The 19250-nt window shown below is 57.4% G+C and carries 23 protein-coding genes and 1 tRNA gene; 1 reads left to right on the top strand and 23 read right to left on the bottom strand.

Annotation, left to right across the window (positions count from 1 at the left end):
* Positions 1-596: 596 nt before the first annotated feature.
* From AC0IYN_RS06840 to AC0IYN_RS06830, 3 genes are all read right to left on the bottom strand, one after another.
* Positions 597-821, bottom strand: coding sequence for a hypothetical protein (locus tag AC0IYN_RS06840; RefSeq protein WP_078827578.1), 225 nt, complete (start codon positions 819-821; stop codon positions 597-599).
* Between the two features lie 842 nt (positions 822-1663).
* Positions 1664-2419 carry an NYN domain-containing protein gene (locus tag AC0IYN_RS06835; RefSeq protein WP_471840888.1) on the bottom strand — a complete coding sequence of 252 codons (756 nt, stop codon included), beginning with the start codon at positions 2417-2419 and terminating at the stop codon, positions 1664-1666.
* A 714-nt stretch (positions 2420-3133) separates the two neighbouring features.
* Positions 3134-4078, bottom strand: a complete 945-nt coding sequence (locus tag AC0IYN_RS06830; protein ID WP_471840886.1) for a DUF4760 domain-containing protein — start codon at positions 4076-4078, stop codon at positions 3134-3136.
* Between the two features lie 971 nt (positions 4079-5049).
* On the opposite strand from AC0IYN_RS06830, the gene AC0IYN_RS06825 reads away from it, so the two are divergent.
* On the top strand, positions 5050-5745 hold the full coding sequence (locus AC0IYN_RS06825; protein WP_471840884.1) for a hypothetical protein: 696 nt from the start codon (positions 5050-5052) through the stop codon (positions 5743-5745).
* 166 nt (positions 5746-5911) lie between these two features.
* On the opposite strand, the gene AC0IYN_RS06820 is transcribed toward AC0IYN_RS06825, so the two are convergent.
* The 20 genes from AC0IYN_RS06820 to AC0IYN_RS06725 all read right to left on the bottom strand — a co-directional run bounded on the left by AC0IYN_RS06820 (position 5912) and on the right by AC0IYN_RS06725 (position 19180).
* Positions 5912-6877, bottom strand: coding sequence for a hypothetical protein (locus tag AC0IYN_RS06820; protein WP_471840882.1), 966 nt, complete (start codon positions 6875-6877; stop codon positions 5912-5914).
* 133 nt (positions 6878-7010) lie between these two features.
* Positions 7011-7445, bottom strand: a complete 435-nt coding sequence (locus AC0IYN_RS06815) for a hypothetical protein (protein WP_471840880.1) — start codon at positions 7443-7445, stop codon at positions 7011-7013.
* Between the two features lie 43 nt (positions 7446-7488).
* Complete coding sequence (locus AC0IYN_RS06810; RefSeq protein ID WP_471840879.1) at positions 7489-8073, bottom strand: tail assembly protein; 585 nt, start codon at positions 8071-8073, stop codon at positions 7489-7491.
* Positions 8070-8648 (bottom strand): tail assembly protein, encoded by a 579-nt coding sequence (locus AC0IYN_RS06805; protein ID WP_471840878.1) that lies wholly within the window; start codon positions 8646-8648, stop codon positions 8070-8072. Before AC0IYN_RS06805 ends, AC0IYN_RS06810 begins: the two co-directional genes overlap by 4 nt.
* A gap of 8 nt (positions 8649-8656) precedes the next feature.
* Positions 8657-9037, bottom strand: a complete 381-nt coding sequence (locus tag AC0IYN_RS06800) for a hypothetical protein (protein WP_471840876.1) — start codon at positions 9035-9037, stop codon at positions 8657-8659.
* 106 nt (positions 9038-9143) lie between these two features.
* Positions 9144-9752 carry a hypothetical protein gene (locus tag AC0IYN_RS06795; RefSeq protein ID WP_471840874.1) on the bottom strand — a complete coding sequence of 203 codons (609 nt, stop codon included), beginning with the start codon at positions 9750-9752 and terminating at the stop codon, positions 9144-9146.
* On the bottom strand, positions 9749-10057 hold the full coding sequence (locus tag AC0IYN_RS06790; protein ID WP_471840873.1) for a hypothetical protein: 309 nt from the start codon (positions 10055-10057) through the stop codon (positions 9749-9751). Before AC0IYN_RS06790 ends, AC0IYN_RS06795 begins: the two co-directional genes overlap by 4 nt.
* 336 nt (positions 10058-10393) lie before the next feature.
* Entirely contained in the window at positions 10394-12196 is a 1803-nt protein-coding gene (locus tag AC0IYN_RS06785; RefSeq protein WP_471840871.1) for a DUF927 domain-containing protein, read from the bottom strand.
* Positions 12183-13064: a toprim domain-containing protein gene (locus AC0IYN_RS06780; RefSeq protein ID WP_471840870.1), complete on the bottom strand. Its 882-nt coding sequence runs from the start codon at positions 13062-13064 to the stop codon at positions 12183-12185. Before AC0IYN_RS06780 ends, AC0IYN_RS06785 begins: the two co-directional genes overlap by 14 nt.
* Positions 13061-13288, bottom strand: coding sequence for a hypothetical protein (locus tag AC0IYN_RS06775; RefSeq protein ID WP_471840868.1), 228 nt, complete (start codon positions 13286-13288; stop codon positions 13061-13063). Before AC0IYN_RS06775 ends, AC0IYN_RS06780 begins: the two co-directional genes overlap by 4 nt.
* Positions 13281-13568 (bottom strand): hypothetical protein, encoded by a 288-nt coding sequence (locus AC0IYN_RS06770; RefSeq protein WP_471840866.1) that lies wholly within the window; start codon positions 13566-13568, stop codon positions 13281-13283. Before AC0IYN_RS06770 ends, AC0IYN_RS06775 begins: the two co-directional genes overlap by 8 nt.
* A 100-nt stretch (positions 13569-13668) precedes the next feature.
* A complete protein-coding gene (locus AC0IYN_RS06765) occupies positions 13669-14178 on the bottom strand; it encodes a hypothetical protein (RefSeq protein ID WP_471840864.1) in 510 nt (169 codons plus the stop codon).
* Positions 14175-14438, bottom strand: coding sequence for a hypothetical protein (locus AC0IYN_RS06760; RefSeq protein WP_275964835.1), 264 nt, complete (start codon positions 14436-14438; stop codon positions 14175-14177). Before AC0IYN_RS06760 ends, AC0IYN_RS06765 begins: the two co-directional genes overlap by 4 nt.
* Positions 14439-14910: 472 nt before the next feature.
* Complete coding sequence (locus AC0IYN_RS06755) at positions 14911-15384, bottom strand: Rha family transcriptional regulator (protein WP_471840862.1); 474 nt, start codon at positions 15382-15384, stop codon at positions 14911-14913.
* Positions 15381-15680, bottom strand: coding sequence for a helix-turn-helix domain-containing protein (locus AC0IYN_RS06750; protein WP_471840861.1), 300 nt, complete (start codon positions 15678-15680; stop codon positions 15381-15383). Before AC0IYN_RS06750 ends, AC0IYN_RS06755 begins: the two co-directional genes overlap by 4 nt.
* A complete protein-coding gene (locus tag AC0IYN_RS06745; protein ID WP_471840860.1) occupies positions 15680-15949 on the bottom strand; it encodes a helix-turn-helix transcriptional regulator in 270 nt (89 codons plus the stop codon). Before AC0IYN_RS06745 ends, AC0IYN_RS06750 begins: the two co-directional genes overlap by 1 nt.
* Positions 15950-16147: 198 nt before the next feature.
* The gene (locus AC0IYN_RS06740) at positions 16148-16774 is read right to left on the bottom strand and encodes a hypothetical protein (protein ID WP_471840858.1); all 627 of its coding nucleotides are present in this window, start codon (positions 16772-16774) and stop codon (positions 16148-16150) included.
* A 173-nt stretch (positions 16775-16947) separates the two neighbouring features.
* On the bottom strand, positions 16948-18189 hold the full coding sequence (locus AC0IYN_RS06735; protein ID WP_471840856.1) for a tyrosine-type recombinase/integrase: 1242 nt from the start codon (positions 18187-18189) through the stop codon (positions 16948-16950).
* Positions 18190-18359: 170 nt separating this feature from the next.
* Positions 18360-18436 (bottom strand) — tRNA-Met (locus AC0IYN_RS06730).
* A gap of 192 nt (positions 18437-18628) precedes the next feature.
* The gene (locus tag AC0IYN_RS06725; RefSeq protein WP_078046761.1) at positions 18629-19180 is read right to left on the bottom strand and encodes an RNA polymerase sigma factor; all 552 of its coding nucleotides are present in this window, start codon (positions 19178-19180) and stop codon (positions 18629-18631) included.
* Positions 19181-19250 lie beyond the last annotated feature (70 nt).

Here is a 19250-nt window from a genome sequence, read left to right as displayed (position 1 = left end):
CTCCAGGGGGAGCAAATCGTTCACCACCTGCTCCGACCTGCTGTCAGGTCGCTGGAAGCCCCGGAAAATACTTGACGAGCATCAAGCACCAGCACGCCACCTTTAAGGCTGTAAGCGGCATATTGCTTGGGCTGTGGGCAATTTGAACGTGGTCTGTTGGCGAAAATCCGTCTAGGGCCTGTCTAATATTGCCCTGTGCGCTAAGCGTTTGTCTGGACCGGTATTTCACCACCCCATCCAGCCAGGATATTGATCGAGCATCCACCTTGACGGCCGCCTCCCGAATTTTAGACGGGGCTGGTGCTGGTCAGGCAGCCCGAATGCTCGCAAAGCCTTGAACTGCGTGGCTTTCAGCGCGCCAACCGCTGATGGCGCCGGATAGATCCGTCAAGACCTGTCAATAATTTCGTCAAGGCTGGTCAAGGATTCGGCTCTCGGAACCGCCCGCTACGGGTATGCGCACAATTCTGGACGTGGTGGGTATCTGGACTGCTACGCCGATCTGTCGGAGCCCTTGATCGCTGGGGCTCCCGGCCTGAATCAGGTTGCGTGCCGCGCCGCGATCCGTCCAGAACTGTCCAGAATTATTTGCCTCCTCACGACTGCCCCAGGCTGCCGGCGACGGTCAGCTCAGCAATGCCCTGGCGAATGAACACCAGGTTCTCGTCGAGCGTCTCCAGTGCGCCGCGCACGTTATTGGCAATGTCTGCCGATCCGCGCTGCTCGACCCAGTTGGAAAGCTCCTCCACCGCGGCGCCCAAGGCGAGCTGGTTCTGATTGAGGCGGTCGAACAGGTTGGCGATCAGTTTGGTGTCCGTCATGGTGGCTCTCCGTGTTTCGAGAGAGCGTAGCACCGGCGCCGCGAATGCCTGGAATCACCTTTACGTGGTTTGCGTCTGCCGGCGGCAAAGTGGCCTGGCGATGTGATACGGGATTTCCCCGCATCTACCGCGTGAGCCCCGCCCGCATTTGTCGCTGCGCGTTCTCAGGCGGCCATGCTCGCCGAATCCGTCTCATGCCTGTCTCACATTCGCCAGCGATTCGGTAAAGGCCGGGTAAAAAGTAGGTGGGCCGAAAGCGCCGTATCCGTCTGGGGTCTGTCAGGGGTATCAGCGGCAACGGTGCGCTTGTTTGACGGGCTGGCCACGCGATAAGCCTCAGACGCCAACCGGCTTGGGTTTGGTCTGATGCCTGTCTCGCATTCCGTCAAAGTGTGGTCAAAGTAATTGCCTTCGCCAGCGTGTTGGGAACTACACGGTCAGTTGAATTCAACATTCAGTGCTAGCTCGGATCGTGCGCGCCGGCCAGTCGACCCCGAGCCGTGGTTTGGTCTGGGCCTGGCCAGGTTTCCAGTGGAAACCGCTGCTAAAGTCTGTAAACCACAGTGGAATCCTGCGCCTGGGAACCTTACTTTTGATAACAGGTGGGCGGCATGGTCCGCGCGCCGATGGTTGCAAACCTGCCCTACACGATTCGATACTCTGTAGCGGCGTGTACAGAGTTGTATTCTGAAAAGTTAACGCGTCCTGCGACGCGCCAGGAATGCACTCCAAGCAGGCCGGGTGGCTGCGATCACAGGGTGCATTCTCTGACTGTCACATATCACCGCAGGCGAGGATAAACAGCGCTTGTCATATTGCGCCGGCCACCTAACCGAGACTCATTACGCGGTTACAGGTTCTCCCTGCAGAGAAACAGTCCAATGCCCACCAAGCTCCTTGTGTAAGTTCAACGAGTCATGTGCCTTCATCATTTCTAATAACCCAGAAAAACCGTATTTCGAGGGGGAGAAGCTAGGATCTCGTCGCTTGAGATAAAAGCCTACAGCACTAACAGTGACCTTGCCTTCCGGAGCGTCTCCAGCCAAGAGTGAAACTGCCTCCACGACGAATGCAGTGGATTCCTTGGATTCGTGCTCACTCACTTGGGCTGACCCGTCTCCTTTTTCAGTCAGGCTTGGAACGTCCTCACTTACGCTATCTTTGCGCCATTCGAAAAACTGATCGCTCGCGTTCCTCAAGGCAGGAGGGGTCTTACTCTCGCCCACAATACAGACAGCAGCTCCTCGTTCTCTGAGTTTTCGGCAAAGGTATGCGAAGTCGGAATCGCTGGTAACTAAGCAAAACAGATCAGCGCGATTGTCAAAAAGCGTCTCCTGGGCATCTAGCGCCAATGCGATATCAGACGTATTTTTACCTGCGGCGTATTGGAACTGAAGGCAAGGTGTGAATGCGAGTCGCACCAGTGCCTCTTGCCATTTGTTCGCGAGGGTTCCATGGTTTCCATATCCTCGTCTCACTACTATGCGCCCGAACTGAGCTGCGACCTTGAGAGCGTGTTCCAGTACGTCTGGAGATACGTTGTCACAATCAACGAGTACAGCTACTCGAGATTCCCCGTGGTTTTGTATAGACGCCATTGAATCCTCCTTGAATAAACGCGGTCTGCGGCTGATTAATTCAGCCCAATAGAACATAGCACTGTGCCACATATTGGATCTATACCGCGTGAGAGGACTATTGCGATTGACTGTATAGGTTCGCGCGTTGGCGGTTGCGAACCTCAGTGCGAACCTGCTGCCAGTACGCACCCGAATGCGTACCAACGTGCGTCTGAGCTGCGTAATTCCTGTGCGCAATTTGCGCAGTTACTGCGCAGTGCTGAGGCTTAAACATCTGCGGGCCGCCAGGGCTTCACGCGGCCCAGTGCGTGAACATGCTGCGTGAAGGGTGCGTGAAACCTTGACGGGGGAGGTCTTCGCGCAAAGGCCAAGTGCGCGACGGGCGTGCGCGAAGCACTGCGCGAAAGCTGGTCGACCGCCCCTTGACGTGAGCCTTCCATGGGGTTGTTTCGCAAACTGGGCATCGTGATGGTTGTGACCAGCACAAAGTGGTCACTGATGGCGGTCACCGCGCCTGGTCACCGCCATCATATCCAGCTTGGATCAGCAACAATCTGTGGATACCTGATTGGATACCGGCAGTTTTCCGCTAGAAGCTGCCGCTCAGTACTGTCCAAGACGCTCGGGGCGATTCACAGGTTCCGTCGACTCAAATGGCGACATCGCATCGCCTGCAGCCCGCGTGGGTCAAGCCGAGGTCGCTCGCCATCCAACTATCAGTCCCTACGTGTATCAATCAGCGCTTTGACCGTGCTGATGACCAGGGGGCTCATCCTGCTTAGGAGCAGAATGGATCGAAGTTACGGGAGCCGGTGATTTTCTTTTCGCCGACATAATCATCTGCACTTCTTCCTTCCCTGGAAAAAGAGGGCCAATTGGAGCATTAGCTGGATTTGCCCTGTACTTCTCGACTACGGATTCGCCGCACCACTCTTTGGTCAGCCGAGTCACACCCTCGTAAGCTTTTTGGTCTGACTTTTGTGCTTCCACAATCAAATGAAAATTTCTACGTTCTAATCCTGCCAAAATATTACTGAAGCACTCCCTCAGCAAACAATCATCAAGATCCCGAAATTTAATTCCCTGGGCGAGAAATTCGTAATAGTTTAGAATATATACGGAACCGTCTAACGCTTCCTTAATATCCTGGGGTACTTCAGCATCCCTAAATTCGTCTTTATGGGGATCAACCCTCCACTCAGCGAGCTCCGAGGGCACAGCTGAGGCTCTGAAAACTTTACTCATATTTCTTGACTGGGTCTGGTACTCAGTGCTGGTTCGCGAGGACATAATTATGTTTAGCGTGTGCGTCCGCCGTGAGTGAGCGGCGCTGGTGATGGATTGAATCCACCAACCCATTCCGACGAAAACGCCAGTAACCAAGATCGAAAGTGAGGTCTGGTAAGTATCTTGATAGCGCAAAACTAGATAACTAGAAACAATTACTGCGCACACAATTACACTGAAGAGGGGAAGCATCTCTTTAGTATCTGGATATTTCTTTAAGACTAAGGAGTAGACCGATAACCCGAGACTGCTAGCAGTGCATAGCACTATGCAGAAATCGATCCATCCCAGCGAAAACGGCAGTGGAATGCTTGCCAGCTCGAAAAAAATCCTCGAGATGATCCCTATAATCAAGGACGCAAATGCAGAGCCGATGAGATATTTGCTCATAAGTTCCCTCTATTTATTTTTGGCATTAAAAAAGGCCCGTAGGGGGCCTTTTTCAAGGTTGTACCTTGCTCAGCTATTCAGCTGTCACCAAATCCGACATTCAGCATATCAATCTGCTCCCTTTAGTAAACGAAGTTACTACATCCCCACCCCAGGGGTACGGCCCACCCTAGGAGGGGTGGGAACTCAAGATGTCTGCTACAGATTTTGGCAATCTGGTCGCCTCGCGACGATCATCTATCTACATATTTAGCGAGTAAACGCCCTGCCGTCAACAGGCATGCCTCAGTTTCGGTTCCATCGAGACATGCCATCCGCAGGGCGTGCACTATGCCACAAGGATCAGGCCTTGCGAAGCTCATTCAAGCATTTGACTATGGTAGCTAGCCAAAAGCTAACTGTTGAGAGCGGTATCGCCGATCAAGAGGAATCGGCCAGGACGCTCGCTGCAGGCATCACAGCCTTCACTCCTCGCGCTCGTAAAGGTTATGCACATCGTGCAGAGGCTCGCGTACATCGTCTGAGTCGGCCCTACGTTCGCAGGCACATCTCACTGACTCCTTTTCCCGATTTCTGCCGTTTGGTCAGTGCCAGCGACTTAACAAAACTTAACCTTTTTTCAAGGCGAGAACCTGACAAAACCTGACATTGGATCGAGTGCGGGGCCTGCCGCGATGTTGAGAAATGTTGAGATCAGACCGGCCTGGAGCCAGTGGCAGTGCTCGCGGCCTGTTAGCAAAAGTTAGCCCCGGGGGAGGTTGCCCGCTCTCAGGCGGCTAACAAGTGGTAAGGCAAGTTTCAAACCTTCCATCTGCGACTATCATTGCGCTTTCAAGTGGGCGGGATGCTTTGTCGACAAATCCAAATTTCTCTAGATCACGAGGGGCCGTCCGATGGGGCTTTTTTTCGAACCATACCAAGCTGACCGCTGCTGCCTATGTGGCTCCCCGGAATCTCTCACGGGAGAACACATGGTAAAAGCTTCTGCGTTACGAAAGATCTTTGGGAAAGAGCCTACGGTCATCGGCAGTTTTGATGGCACCAGCGTTCCCCGTGACGCGCAAGGTCCGAAGTCCCAGGCCTTTCATTTCTCGGCTCGCATATGTTCGTCATGTAATAGCTCTAAGACCCAAGCTCCTGATCGCGAGTTTGACCGGTTTAGTGCCTTGGTATCCGAGCTGATATCGCAAGGTAAGTCTCCGGAATCAGTATTCAACCTACCGCAATATGAACTGTCGTCCACGCCGTACCTGAACGTATTCCGCTACTTCGCCAAACTCCTGTGTTGTCACGTTGCGGAGTCGTGCGGTCCGCGTCCATTGGCATTAAGCGAATTCGCGGTAGGGAAAACAGATCTTAATTTAGTGCTCCTAGATATTGATGCAGACCCAATGTACGAAAAATTGCTGGATAGATTCGGAGAGCAGCAATTTGCTGGGCACGGTGGGCTGACGGTTTGCGCTGATTCATCCAGCCTTCCCGCGAGCTTCCGAAGTTCACTAAGCGTTGCACGTGTTCGCTATAAATTTTGGGTTCAGTACGGCGCGGACGTACAAGCGGAGCTCCAACATTTCCATCCTGATTTTTGGGGGAAATGCGAGGCGGCATATCGTGAGGCAATAGAAGCTCGATTATCAGACGATGACCGAAGTCGCCTCGGCATTTAGCCTAGCTGGCTGAAGTTTACGAGGGGTGGCCAGTCTCTGAACCTGTTAACAATTGTCAAGGTTGGCGGGCGTGTGGCGCCTCCGTGAGGGAGATCCCTACGACTGAGGGTAACCAGGCGGGGTGGTTACTTTTGATGGTTACCTGAGTGGTTGCCAGGCACGGCTTCTATTCCGCCATCATCTTGCCGAGCTTGTAATTACAGTATGAGCACAGGCCTTCAAAATGTTGTTCATCCACGCTCAAACCCGTTTCACACGCTTTGCATGAGTTATATTCCAGTTCTGAAAAGCACACGGCACACTCACCTTGCGCGACCAGGAAGGTTTCCTCTCCGCACATAGGGCAGTCCTCTATAAGTGAATCGCCTCCATCCTTTACGCTCACATAGTTGGCACCTTCCATGCTTTCAGGAAGGGCTGCGGTGATGACGGTTTCATATGAAGAGTTTGACCCACAACTGCTACAAACGAATTCGATGTCAGCACCAAGATCTGTAGGGTCTAGTACCTTGATGAGCTGTGAGTCGCAGTCAGGACACCTCATATAATCAATGGCGTCCTTTACTTCTGGGTATGGCCAATCAACAGACTCAAGGTTCTCTTTTGCGGCTTTTAACTCAGCCTCATAGAGAGACGCCACGCCGAGAAGCAAATCCCAGCACTCTTGGCCTAGGATTTGTACCGGATCTTTTCCAAGATGAGGCTTGCAGAACTGAATAATCAAATGAAGCGCGCTTGCAATGGCCTCCTTCATTCGTTCAACAGGATCTTTGCTGTAATAGTGCTCTATATTATTTCGAATCTTCTGAAGGTTCTCCAAGCGGCTCCATTCGATGCCCTCGACCCCTAGAGATTTCAGCCGATCTCTGATGTCCCTAACCTCGACAGTGTTGATTCCTGATCCGATCCATACCGTTTCTCCTGTCACTGAGTCGATTACGGGAAGGATATTCTTCTTTAGCAGCACCTCTTCTGAACCCTCCGGGCTTAGCTCTTGCAGCTTGCATTTGAAGAGTAAGAGGATGCCGGCATAAAAGTTACGAATGGCCGAGACGGCTCGTCGAGGATCGTCATTGTGGAAGTCTTCCATGCCGATCCAAATGGAATCGACCGCGTTTTTCATCATCGACATGGTGCTCTCCTTGAACAGATGAGTTGACGATGCGGCTTCAGCAGCAATTTGAAACCACGTCTTGGATGGAGGCTATCGGTGAAACAGACGATTTGGTCTGAGTGAGACCATATCGTCTGTCTCGATCAGTCAGTTAAATGGAGCTCGGGCGTATGTCCGTTCCATTTTGAGTACCCGAAATCCTGAATTTTTGGGTTTCTCCTGAGCTGACCTCGGCTGCCGTTTCCTTCACGGGCTGACCGATCTGCATTGCACAGAGGCCGTTGCCTTCGTCATCGCCGGCAATGCCAACGATATGCCGACCTGGCTTGACCTTGAATTTCACAATTTCGCCGGTTTCGATGCGGGCGACCTTTTTTCCGTCGATGAGCACGGTGGCCAAGCAGCCGCCAGACGCCCAAAAACCGGTGTCTCGACTAACTGCCAGTGTCGCACCACCAGGAACGTCTGACTGATAGGCGTAGACCCTGTCGGCAGGCACCCGCTTTGCAGAGCCAGGCGCTACTGGTGTGCTTGAACATCCAGCCAGTAGTGCGAAGGTGACGGTGGCGAGCAAAATCCTGTGCATATTTCTTCCTCCGGGGTTGATGGATCACTTTACACCAGCACCCCTACATCTGGTCTTCGGCGTAAATGGCAGCGCTGATGATCGCTCCGCCTATCCGCCGTTTGCCGTAACAGAGCGGCACCGGGTTGCCACTGGCCGTGGTGTTCTTGGCGCTGCCGAAGGCGTACCCGGGGGTGTTCTGTGGTGCGGCACTGGTCTTGAGACCGCCGGCCTGGGGGCTGAGCATTTGGATAACACCACCAGCAGCGAGAGCAATCCCTGGGGCAAGCGTAGCGCCGTTGGTGAACGGACTAGCCACGATCAACACAATTCCGATGATGGTCTGAAGTATCCCAGCACGCTTGCTACCGGTGATCACGGGGACGACCCGTATCTCCTTGGCTCCGCCGAGTGTCAGCTCGGATTCGCCAACATTCTTCCTGTTGCGGAAAATTGCGAACTCCAGACCGATGGAGCGTGCTCGCGCGATATCGCTCAGGAACCCTGGGTGATTCACATCTATTGCCCTCAGCGCCTCCCTGGTGTCGCCATGAGCGGATAGGGCATAGGTGTGTCTACGGCCGTACTTTTTGGCCAGTGAACCGCTGAGCAGAATGGTTGTGCGCGGTGAATATTCGATGGCAGTCATACCCGATCCTCAGCGTAAATAGCAGCGCTGATGATCGCGCCACCCCAGCGGCGATGGCCGATGCAAAGAGGTACGGGCAAGCCTGATGCCACGGTGTTTTTTGCACCACCAAAGGCATAGCCAGGAGTATTCTCGGGCGCGGCGCTAGACTTCAAGCCCTGGGATTGCGGGCTCAACATCTGAATTACGCCGCCGGCGGCCAGCGCGATACCCGGCGCAAGTGTTGCGCCATTTGTGAAAGGGCTCATAACGATCAGTACGGCCCCTATGATCGTTTGCAAGATACCTGCCCGCTTACTGCCGACGATCACGGGGGCGATAATGATGTCGCCATGGCCTTGATAATTGAGCTCACTTTCACCGATGTTTTTCTTTCCTCGGAAAACAGCAAACACAAGTCCGCGCGACCTGGCGTTTGAGATGAATCGCTCAAGGCCGGGAATCTGCACGCACAGCGCTTTCAAGGCTTCCGCTGGCGTGCGCACGGCAAGGTCGTAGGACCTGCCGAACTGCCGGAGTTGTCCGTAGAGCTTGATGGTGGTCATAGGGGAGTTATCGAATGCGGTAGCGGCCATGTGGCCTCCTATACGGTGATCGAAGGGGCAGGTAGCCCAAGGCGAATGGCGAGTACTGCGCGCGACATATGCGCCTGGTCGATGGTCAGTTGTTCCTGGCGCGGGTCGTAGTTCCACACCCGGTTGTAGATTGTTTCGCTTGCCCTGGCGCCGCGGAATGTTCCCCGCATCAGGTCCGCCGAAACCCGGGCTTCTTCCTCAGTGAAGTAGGGGCCGTCTATGGTCACTTGATGGCCATTGCGAAGGTGCTGGACCTCCCACACCAGATAGCCTGCGCCCGGCCCCTGAATCAGCTCGTAGGGTTTGAATTTAAGTGTGTTGCATGCGTCGGTGAATCGCTCCTGATAGGTGGGCGTGTGGCCCGCTGTGTTGCTGTCTTGGTCAGTCATGTTTTCCTCAATGCGCCGCTGGCGCTGATCATGGGCAGTTGCCCGATGGTGTTGCTCGGTGTCGCGCCACGTTTTCGTGATTCGCAAAACGTGGCGCGCAAAATGGTCATTTGCCGACGATGCTTAGGGCGGGCGGCAGCTTTGGGCCGAACGGCGCGCCAGGGGCGAACGGGTCGGGTAGTTGGTCTTCTGGGCATTCACTGATGAACCGGATCATCGCGGCGTGGCAGGCGCGATACAGCGGGCCACCGGCGCCCCATTCGTCGCTCTTGCGGTCGGCGCTGTCCTCCAGTTGGTATAGGTAGGCCACTCCGCGAAGGCTGGTGTCACCGTCTGCGCTGGCATCCTGGCGATGTACTGGGTTGACGCCCAGCAGATCGCACATCTGGTCGAAGCCCAACGCCTGCGCCAGCCCCTCGCGGTCGAACATCAGGGATTGGCCAAACCCAGCAAGTGCACTCCACGCTCCGCTGCGGGTGGTTTCCTGGTGCTCGCGGGCCTTCTCCTCCAGTTCCGCAATGGCCTGGCAAGTGAATGGGAGAAACGCTTTCAGCTTTCCCGCCTGCCGGCGAAGGGCTCGCCGTTCACTACGGATAACGTCGAGCTGGTCAGCAATGGCGCGACAGATTCGCCGGGTGGTGATGAGCTGCGTGGCGGCGCTGATGCCGGGTTTCATACCGATGTTGCACAAGCGGGTGATAAGGCTGGGCGTCATTGGTGCGCCTCCATAGGTGTGGCGTCGTAGCTGGCGCGCAGGTGGCTGCCAGCCGTGCAATAGCGGCCGGTGGGCGCGTAGCAGCTCCGACAAACCATGATGTGGTTGAGGTACTCGTCACGGGCGTGTCGCCATTCGAGCGTTGCAGTGGCGGCGCTTGCGTGTGGGCTTGTGATGAGCCGGGAAGTGCGCTCGACAGGGTTGACCAGCACCAGGCGTGGGCGAGGCCGGCTATCCATTTTTGGCGTGTCGGTACTGGCAATGGCTGGCGGCATGTTATCGAGCAAGCCGGAAAGTAGACTCATGGGGTCGCCTCGGCCTGATTGCTCCATTGCCCATATGTGTCTCTAGAAAAAAATCTGGGGAACGGGGGAACAGTGGGAACAGCCAATGTTTCCAGGGCTTTCAGAGGGGGTTTCTGTTCCCCACGTTTTTTTGTGGGGAACGGTGATAACCAAATTCTGGAAAACGCGGACACGCTTATATTCAAAAACATGTTTGTGTTCCCCCTGTTCCCCATACATTCAATAAGGGGGAACGGCCACAGCCCACGGTTTTACTGGCTGTTCCCCCGTTCCCCCTGTTCCCCACGTTTATAGGTTCCTGTGAACTCGGGCATTCATACTTGGTGGATATGGTGGTCATGCGCCGCCCCCATCGCTGTCCATGGCTTCTGGGTCGATCACGTACAGGCGCGCCGATCCGCCGGCAGGGATGCGGTACTTTTTGGTTTTGCGGCTATCGCGGTCGGTGTCGCGTTTGGCCAGGGCTCCGCCAACCTCCAGTGCCTTGACCACGCGGGTGAGGCCGAACCCATGGGCGGCCTCGATCAGCGCGGACTTGTTGAACAGGTACAACCGTTTGCCGGCCGCCAGCTCCCAGTACCCGGCGCGGTTGAATACCTTGGCGTCCACCTCTGCTGCGTCGACATCGGAGAATCGGCTGCTACCGTGCTTGTCGATAAAATCGATGATGCCGGCCAGGATCTGGCGGTCTTCCGCGTTGCCCCCGCCGACACGGGAGAGCCATTCCCCGTAGAGCAAGCGGCAGTCGGAGAGGGCGGTGCCCGGCTCCCATGGCAACAGGCCGTAGGCGATGGCCATCTCGCCCGCCAGCGCGATCACGGCGAACCGGTCAGCCACGCGGCCGGCCTGGGCGTTGTCCTCGACGAACTGGGCGCGGATGCCGTCAAAGTCACTGAGTAGCCCGGGCTTATCGTCGGCGGCGACCAAGCACTCCACAAACGCTGGTCCAAGATGGCCGTGGTGGGCGCCTACCGCTACGGTGAGCTGGCGGTGAAAGTCTGCCCCCTCAAGCCCGTGCAATTCGTCGAAGGCCCGGTGTGTGCGGGTACCGGCGTTCACGTCGACCATGCGTAACTCAGCGCCAGCGTGGGCGGCATTGCCGGATATGGCCGCGTGCTCAGAGAGGGAGCGCTCGCCGCTGGAGAGTGTCAGCAGGCGCCAGCTCAATTTGGCGCGGCCTTCGCGCTCTCGGGTCATGGTGCCTTTGCCCTGGCCGTTGGCGAGGGAGTAGGCCATTTCCTGTACGCGCTTGGGGTCGGCGCGCTTGATCTCATCCAAGGGCAGGATGGTGTCATTGCGGCTCGACGCCTCGATCTCCAGGCCGCCCTTGGTCATGTCCCAACTGGCGGCGAACACGCCCGGGTCGCCCCATACCGACGATCCGATCAGTTGCGCCAGCGACTTACCGCTCGAGCTATCGCCCACCAGGTGAACACCGCCACCTAGCACGCCGACCAAACTCAGCAGTGGGCCAGCCAGCGAGCAGCCAATCGCGAGTGTCAGCACCGGGTTGCCCGCGCACTTGGCGGCTACCTCCGATTGCCACAGCGCCAGCTCGCCGCGCCGACTGAAAAGTACCTGAGCCTTGTTGCTGGCCTGGTACCGCACATTGGCGCTGCCGATGGTTCGCCCAGGCAGCACGAACGCGCCCGACTCATGCCAGCCCGGCCGGCTGGTGGTGGCAAACACTTCTGCAGGATGCTGGTCGAGCAGGTACTCCATGAACGTGCCGCGCTTCTTGAGGGCAATGATGACGCCCATCCCGAACAAGGCGCGCCGGGCGTCCTCGCCGCTGCCGCCGAACACCTCCATGGCGATGATCCATTCCTTGATGCCGCCCTCGGTGACCAGGCGCAGCAATCGGCCTTCGCTGTCATCGTCGCTGTTGGTGGTGCGGGCGACGACGGTGACGGGGCTGGAGATCCACTCATCGGTGATAGGCCGGTCGCCGGTATCGCCCTCGGCGTCGTCCTGGTCAGCGCCGGCGCGCTTGAAGCTATGCCAGTAAACGCCCGGGCGCAGCTTGCGACCCTTCTCATTGACTACCCAATGCTCATACACCGCCCAGCAGGGGCGATCTGGCGCAATGGTCGCGGCGTCCGGCCGAAGGTTGATCACGTTGGTGTCAGGCTTGGACATGAGCGAGTTTCCAGTTGGCGAGGTCGTTGAAGTCGGTGAGGTCATCGGGGGCGCCTTCCGGCCATTCAGGGAAAGCCACTTGGCCACCCACGGCCGCCGCCGCTGCGTTTGCCGCTGCGCGCCCCGGGTTGCCATCGGTGAGCCGGTCGTCGTCGCCGGCGATGACGATTGGCTGGCCCGGGTAGCGAGCGCGAAGTGCCATCGCCGCCGGGATCAAGTTGCCCGCGTTCATGGCAGCGGCAACGACATAGCCGCCGTGCTGGTGGAGGCTGGCGGCCGTCGCCCACCCTTCGCAGATGCAAAGCACAGAACCTGGCTCGATGATGCCCAGCGGTGAATAGGTGCCCTTGATCCGGCCGCCGAACAGGAAGCGCTTCTCGCCGTCCGGAGCAATTCGTTGCAGGTTGACCAAGCGCCCATCCAGGTACAGCGGGATCAGCAGGTCAGTGCCGCGCTGGCGCAGGCCGTAGGAGCGAACTGCCTTGGCTACCAGATACGGGTGGTCGGGTGAGGCGCGGCGCGCGTTGCGCCACCAGTGGTTAGCCTTCTCGGCGGCCTGCTGCTGGCGCCGGTGTTGCTCGGCTTCGCGCTGGCGCCGGGCCTGGTCAACTCGCTCGCGGATCTGGGCCGCTTCGCGGGCGTCCACCGGTTCGCGACTACACCAGGTACTGGCGCCGCCGGCTTTCCAACTGCCGAACGCGCCGGATGCGATGCCGTCCAGGTACAGCACATACCACCCGTTGAGCGAGCCGGGCTTATCCTCCGGCACACGGAACCGGTGGATTGCACCGTCGGGCTCTGGCAGCCAGTCGAGAGGGCCATAGATGGCCTGGAGGGCATCACGGAATTGGATCGTTGCGTCCGTCATGCGGCCCCCTTCGGCGGGGTAAACCGCTTGGCCAAGTTCTCCAGTTTCTGAGTCAGGCGCTCCAGCTCATCGCAGTGGCGGCCTTGATCGCCTTCCGAGATGCGCAGCTCCAGGAAGCCAACCATGGCTTCCACCAGCAGCACATAGCTGGCGCTGTCGATATAAGCGCCAGCAGCGGGTGGGCCGCCACTGCCCTTGCGCTTGATGGGGGTGACGTTACCCATGGCTGACCTCCCGGCGATCAGCGCCAGCAAAAGCCCGGCAAACTTGACCGTTGTTCACGCCGTGCCAGTGGGTGATGTCGTCGATCCCGTCAACTAGGCAGGCCGTTACCTGAGCGCCAGCACAACGCATAACTACGCGCCCGCACTCTGCGCCGGCCTCGCTCAAGAACGGCCCTAGCAAAGCCTTGGGCACCTTCGGGTGGGTGACGAACCAAAGCTCTGTGGCTTTTTTCGGGCAAGCCGATCCCGTCGACGCAGATGCGCCGTTTTGAATTTTCATGCTTAACCTCTTAGGTCAGTGCGTCGGCGGTTCGCGTGAGTACGCGGTGGAAAAAATGTGGGGCTGATAAAAAGGATCGAATGTGAACGCATGTGTTGGCTCATAGGGCGACCTCGCGGTATTGCTGAGCGCCGCCCAGGTCGTTCGATCCGAATAGGGCTTGATTGACGGCCTTCCGGCTTTCCAGCAGCAGATCGTGTTCATCATGCGTGCCGACGCCCGGCGCAACCCAGTCAGGCAGTTCCTTGCGGCGCCGCATCTCGTTTAAGTGCGTCCACCACCGGGTAGCGTGCGTGCGCTCGGCAGAAATCGCCTCGGCCACCTCGTTACTGCGCTGGTCCTGCAGGTAGTGCGCCAATGGCGCAGCCTTTTGCGCTTCGCCGTTCGCATCATCCAGCTCGTTTTCCATGCACTCACACCACTGGTAAACCTTGGTGTTCCAGTCGGTTATCTCGATAGTGCCCAACTGCGCGAAGGCGTGAGGCGTGCTGTCTTCGGGGAAGGTCTCAAGCATCAGCGTGAAGATTGCGCGCACGCTCTCGAGCGCACTGGTCACTTCGTACAGATCCTGGACGCCGGTCTCGGCTATTTCCTTGTAGGAACGGCTCATAGGTCCCCCCCGGCGCCCAGGCCAGCGCACCCGGACAGAGCGGCGGAAATTGCCTCGCGGTTGCAGTCGGCGGTGTTGGCACCGTCAGCGGCTAGGTTCCACGCGACATCTACCAGATTGCGGACGTGCTGACTCGTGCCCTTGTCTGCCAATGCGGCATAGAGAACGGCCTCAACCTTGCGCAGGGCGATCTGGGCGCTCTCGAGATCCTCAAGCGTGTCGTGGGCGATTTCTTGGATGGTGCGGGCGGGAGTATTCATTGCGCACCCTCAGCAGACTCCAGGGTACGAGCGATGGCAATGTGGGAGTTGTAGCGGGCGAGGCGAACGGAGAGTGATGAGTTTGCGCGGAGGGCGCTCAGGGCCATGCGGCGGTGAGCAAATGCGCGAATCGCAGACGGATATAGGGCGGGCATACGTGGAGCTCCTAACGTAAAGAGGGAGCTGCCACGTTCGTTACCAAGCGAATGGGTGGCAGCTGTGCGCAGGTTGGTAAACCGGGACGTTAGGAACCCGGCAGGCACGAATGCCTCCCACGCACAGCCGCCATAACACGTAACTGCGGGCACAAAAAAAGCGCCTGCAATCGTAATGGGGGCGCTGTTGCGCCTAACGTTCAGCGGGTTACCAAGCCCGGTCGCTGAATTTGCAGCGACGGGCAAACCATACCGACGAGCGCGATTGCTTGCAACAAAAGTTATCGACCGTTTATCGCTGATCATGAGCATAGCTGTCATGGGCGGAAGTCCTCAGAATCGATTGGCAGCTTTAGTTGCTCCCTCAGATGAGCAACGTGCGCGTACACACCCGGCTTGTCATAGCGCCAGTGAGCCAACCGGCGGCCACTGCTGCTGGCTTCCTTCTTGCGGGCCTCCAGCGTCTGGCAGGCGTTCCCATACCGTGCTTCGCGGAACGCCATGATCAGGCTCGCTTTCAGCTCCACAACGCGGTCGGTATTGCGGGACAACGACAGCAGGAAGAACGCTTGATCCTCATTGAGCAGGGCGAAGCGCACATCACCACCGCCATGCTGGCCCGCCGGCCTTGCCTCCGTTTCAAACGCGAGCAAGCCGAACTCTTTGAATTTTTCGGAGTAGCGCTCAATCAGTGCCATGGAGTTCTTGTGTTTGTTGTCCAACTGCTCGGCGAGTTGTCGGCTATCCACGCGAGGCTCGCCCCCGATTTGAGTCACCATGATTGTGTTCATGCTGTCACCCCCGTCGGCGGGTTGGTGCTGAGGTAGTAGAGCGCCATGCCCTGATGACTGCGCCCTTGATCGTCGGTCAGGGTGAGGCGGTGGGTCAGAATCTTGTGGCCCAGGCCGCGCAGTTCATTAATGCGCGCACCTGGGCGGACGATATTCAGTTCGCGGATGGCGGTGAAGGTATCAATCGGGCCAGCTTGCAGGCGCTCCAAAAGGCGAGCGCGTTGTGCGGTTCCGCTGGTATTCTCGACGCGAGTATTTTTGTGGCTGGCCTGTTGGTCGGCCTTTTTTTTGTTCATTAGGCGGCCACCTCGCGCAGAGCGATGCGCTGGCGCACCCAAGCTTGCGCCTCAGCCAAAATCCAGCCGACAGGTGCTCCCCGCGATTTGCTATCGCTCAGTGGGACGGGGCGCGGGAAGGTCGGATCGTCTTTGAGGCGCTTGTAGATTGTCGGTCGGGCGTAGCCGGTGATCGCGGACAGTTCGCTGATACGGATGATTACCGTGGCTGGGTCGAACTGGTGAACGCTTGCAGCTACTGGCTGCATATTAGATGGCGTGGTGTGCATGTTCTGTATCCCGTGATTGCTGTAGATGACGGAAGACAGATTGGCGGTGGGTAATCGGATGGAATAGCTAGGAGGGTTGCGAAAACTTACCCATCGAAAGAGGCTAAGGGGTAGGTAGGCTTAAGCGTGAAACAGGGAGAGTACTTCCGCGCCAATCATTCGAGGCCTTTAACGGCGCGGGTTGTAGGGGGGGGAGGGTTACTCAATTAGCGTCTTGCTAGCGCCGCCTTCTGGCTTCCAGTTCGCCAGTTTGGCCGCCTCTTCCACACCGCTTGCGTTCGGTGTGCCATCATCTTTGATTAGTCCATAGGACGCTGCGTGCTCGTTGAGCCACTTGGAAAGCGCAGCCTTTGGCGTTTTTCCACGGAGTCTCTCCGGGTCGCTGGTTACTGCCTCCCATGCGCGTATTGCTGCTGCCAGCTTGGGGGCATAACAAGGATTGTTTTCGTCCAGATAGCCGGTAGGGATTTCGTCTCCGACGGGGAAAAAGAACCCAGATTGGAATCCTCTGCCAGCTAACCATTTGCGAAGGGCTTCGACGTTCACCATAGACTCATTGAGGTCAACCGAGCCCTCAATCCACCCAATGTGGTTTCCGTTTATATCCCATTCGGGGAGCAGAGCTAGCGTCCCTTCTAGTGACCCTCGCCGAAGCGCGCTTGTAATTGCGGACTTCGCGGCCTCATACCCACGTGGCCGCTCGTGAATCTTCCAATCCTCGCAATAGCACGCAGTCTCTGAAGAGGGGTCGGTGCCGGCCGTCAGTAGTGCCGCTTGGATAATGCTTAAATCTTCGCACAGCCTCCAGTAGTCCAACTCGTCCATCACCTTGCCCTCCAGAGGCTATCGTCCGTTGTAGTTCGCTTCACTTGGTTTGCGGAAAGTCCGCTTTGGTGTCATTGAGACCAGCCAATCAGGTCTAGACCTGTCCGGCGTACTGGCTATGCAAACAGTAATGGCTATCAGTCTATATCTGTACACAGGCGATAGGGAAGCAATCAGGCCCGCTTGCTAAAGTTGCCTTGGATAACGACGCCACCGGCGAGGCCGTCAAGGTAGTTCGCATACCATTGCATCATCACCGTGCGCTGCGGCAGGTACTGGGCCTTGTTGTAGACGCCGGCAACGCCAGGTTTTTTGTGTGATAGCTGGGCCTCGACGTGGTTCTCGTCAAAGCCGTTCTCGTTGAGCACAGTCGACGCGATATGCCGGAAGCCGTGACCGGTTTGCCGGCCTTCATATCCCATACGGCGCAGCGCCATCAGAAACACGGTGTCACTGCGTGGTTTGGTGTGGTCGCTGCGGCCAGGGAATAGTAGGGGATAGCTGCCGGTGTACTGGCGTAGTTCCTCTAGCGCCTCTATCGCCTGAGACGAAAGCGGCACCAGATGCTCAAGTCCCTTTTTGCGGCCTTTGCGCTCGACTGGGATCGTCCAGAGCTTTTTGGTGAAATCGAACTCCGACCACTGCGCCTCGCGCAGCTCGCTGGGGCGCACGGCGAACAGGCTCAGCAGGCGCAGGCCGAGTCGCACATCGTTGGCGTGCGGGTAGGCAGCGATGGCGCGGATCAGGCCGGGAAGCTCATCGGGTGAGACGTGGGCGTAGTTCTCGGCCTTGCCTGATTGGAGGTATTTTTGCAGCCCCTCAAGGGGGTTATGGGTCGCCCGGCCAGTTACTCGGGCGAGGTCGTAGGCGTCTCGGCAGTACGAGCGCACACGGCTCATTTGCTCGAGAATTCCCTGCTGTTCCATGCCGCGTAAGAACTCCATCCACTCAAGCGGAGTGATGTCGGCGTAGGGGCGCTTGCCGAACACCGGGAAGACGTGACGTTCCAGGGCACCGATGATTCGCTTGGCGGTGCCCGCGTCCCAGTTGGTGAGACGAGAGGCGTACCACTCCCGCGCGAGTGGCTCGAATGTCTCGCCTGCGATATCTCTTTCTGCTTTCTTGCGGGCTTGCTTGGTAACGATCGGGTTTTTGCCGTCGGCGGCGTCGGTGCGCAATTCGGCAGCTTTCTGTCTGGCGACTGATCCGCTCACCTCGGGGTAACCGCCAAGCCCAAGCCATGACCATTTGCCGTCGGGCTTCTTGTAGCGAAGCTGCCAGGACTTTTGGCCATCAGGCTTCACGCGGAAATAAAGGCCGCTCCCGTCCAGCTCGCGATACTCGTTGGCATCAGGCTCCAGGCCGGCCAATGCGGTATCGGAAAGGGGGCGGCGTTTTATCTCGGATCGCTTCATTTGGGCTTGTATCCCCTCGGTTCAATTATTTGTCGAGGATACACAGGGGGATACACGGAGGGAAGGTATAGGGGGATACAAGGAGAGATAGCCAGAAACAAGAAAGCCCGCACTAGGCGGGCTTCTTGAGGTTGTTTAGAGACTCATGTAGACATCTGTAAACAGGTACTTGGTGGCTACACAGGGACTTGAACCCCGGACCCCAGCATTATGAATGCTATGCTCTAACCAACTGAGCTATGTAGCCAAGTGGCGCGCATTATTCGCGTAGAACGGCAATGCGTCAAGTATTTATTTTTAATTTTTATCTACGCTTTCAACTGTTTAAGCGAAATCAGCGGATCGGGCGACGAGTGGTTCCTGATTAATCCCGACGCCTCCCCGCAAAAACCTGATCGCGTGGGGCAGATATCCCTGCCACCCCACGCGTGGCCTGACTTCAAGGATACGACGAGTTATGCGTGGCGCGTTTGAGCTGCTCGCGGGCTCGCGACAGGCGTGAGCGCACGGTGCCAATAGGAATGTCCAGTACGTCGGCGGTGTCCTGATAGCTACCGTCGGTTTCCAGGGAGGCGTAGAGCGTCTTGCGCATTTCTGCCGGTAGGTGGTCGATGGCGTTCAGGGTTTTTTCCAGGCGCCGGTTGATTTCAAATTCCCAATCCAGGTTGTGGTTCTCCTCCTGGCCATGCCACAGCGACTCGTCAAATTCGCAATGCATAGGCTTGGCATACAGGCGCCTGAAGTGATTGCGTATGAGGTTTTGCGCGATACCGCACATCCAGGTGCTCAGCGTGGCATTGCCGCTGAAACGCTCGCGGTTGCGCCAGGCTTCCAGATACGTCAGTTGCAGCAGGTCGTCTGCATCTTCCGGGTTGAGTACGCGCTTGTGAATGAAGCGCCGCAGTTTTTTTTGCTGGTCGTCTGTCAGGTGAAGCATGAATTGAGGCGAGCTGCCAACGAGGTGCGCTAAAGCTTCAATAGGGATATTCATGGTTTTTTCCTTGGTGTAGACGCAGTCGAAAGGATGTCGACGGGGACCTCGTTTGCACTGGTTGTGCCAA

This window comes from Pseudomonas sp. AC112 (assembly GCF_979253545.1).
The sequence above is the reverse complement of the archived record's forward strand: the minus strand, read 5'-3'. Positions and strand labels throughout refer to the sequence as shown.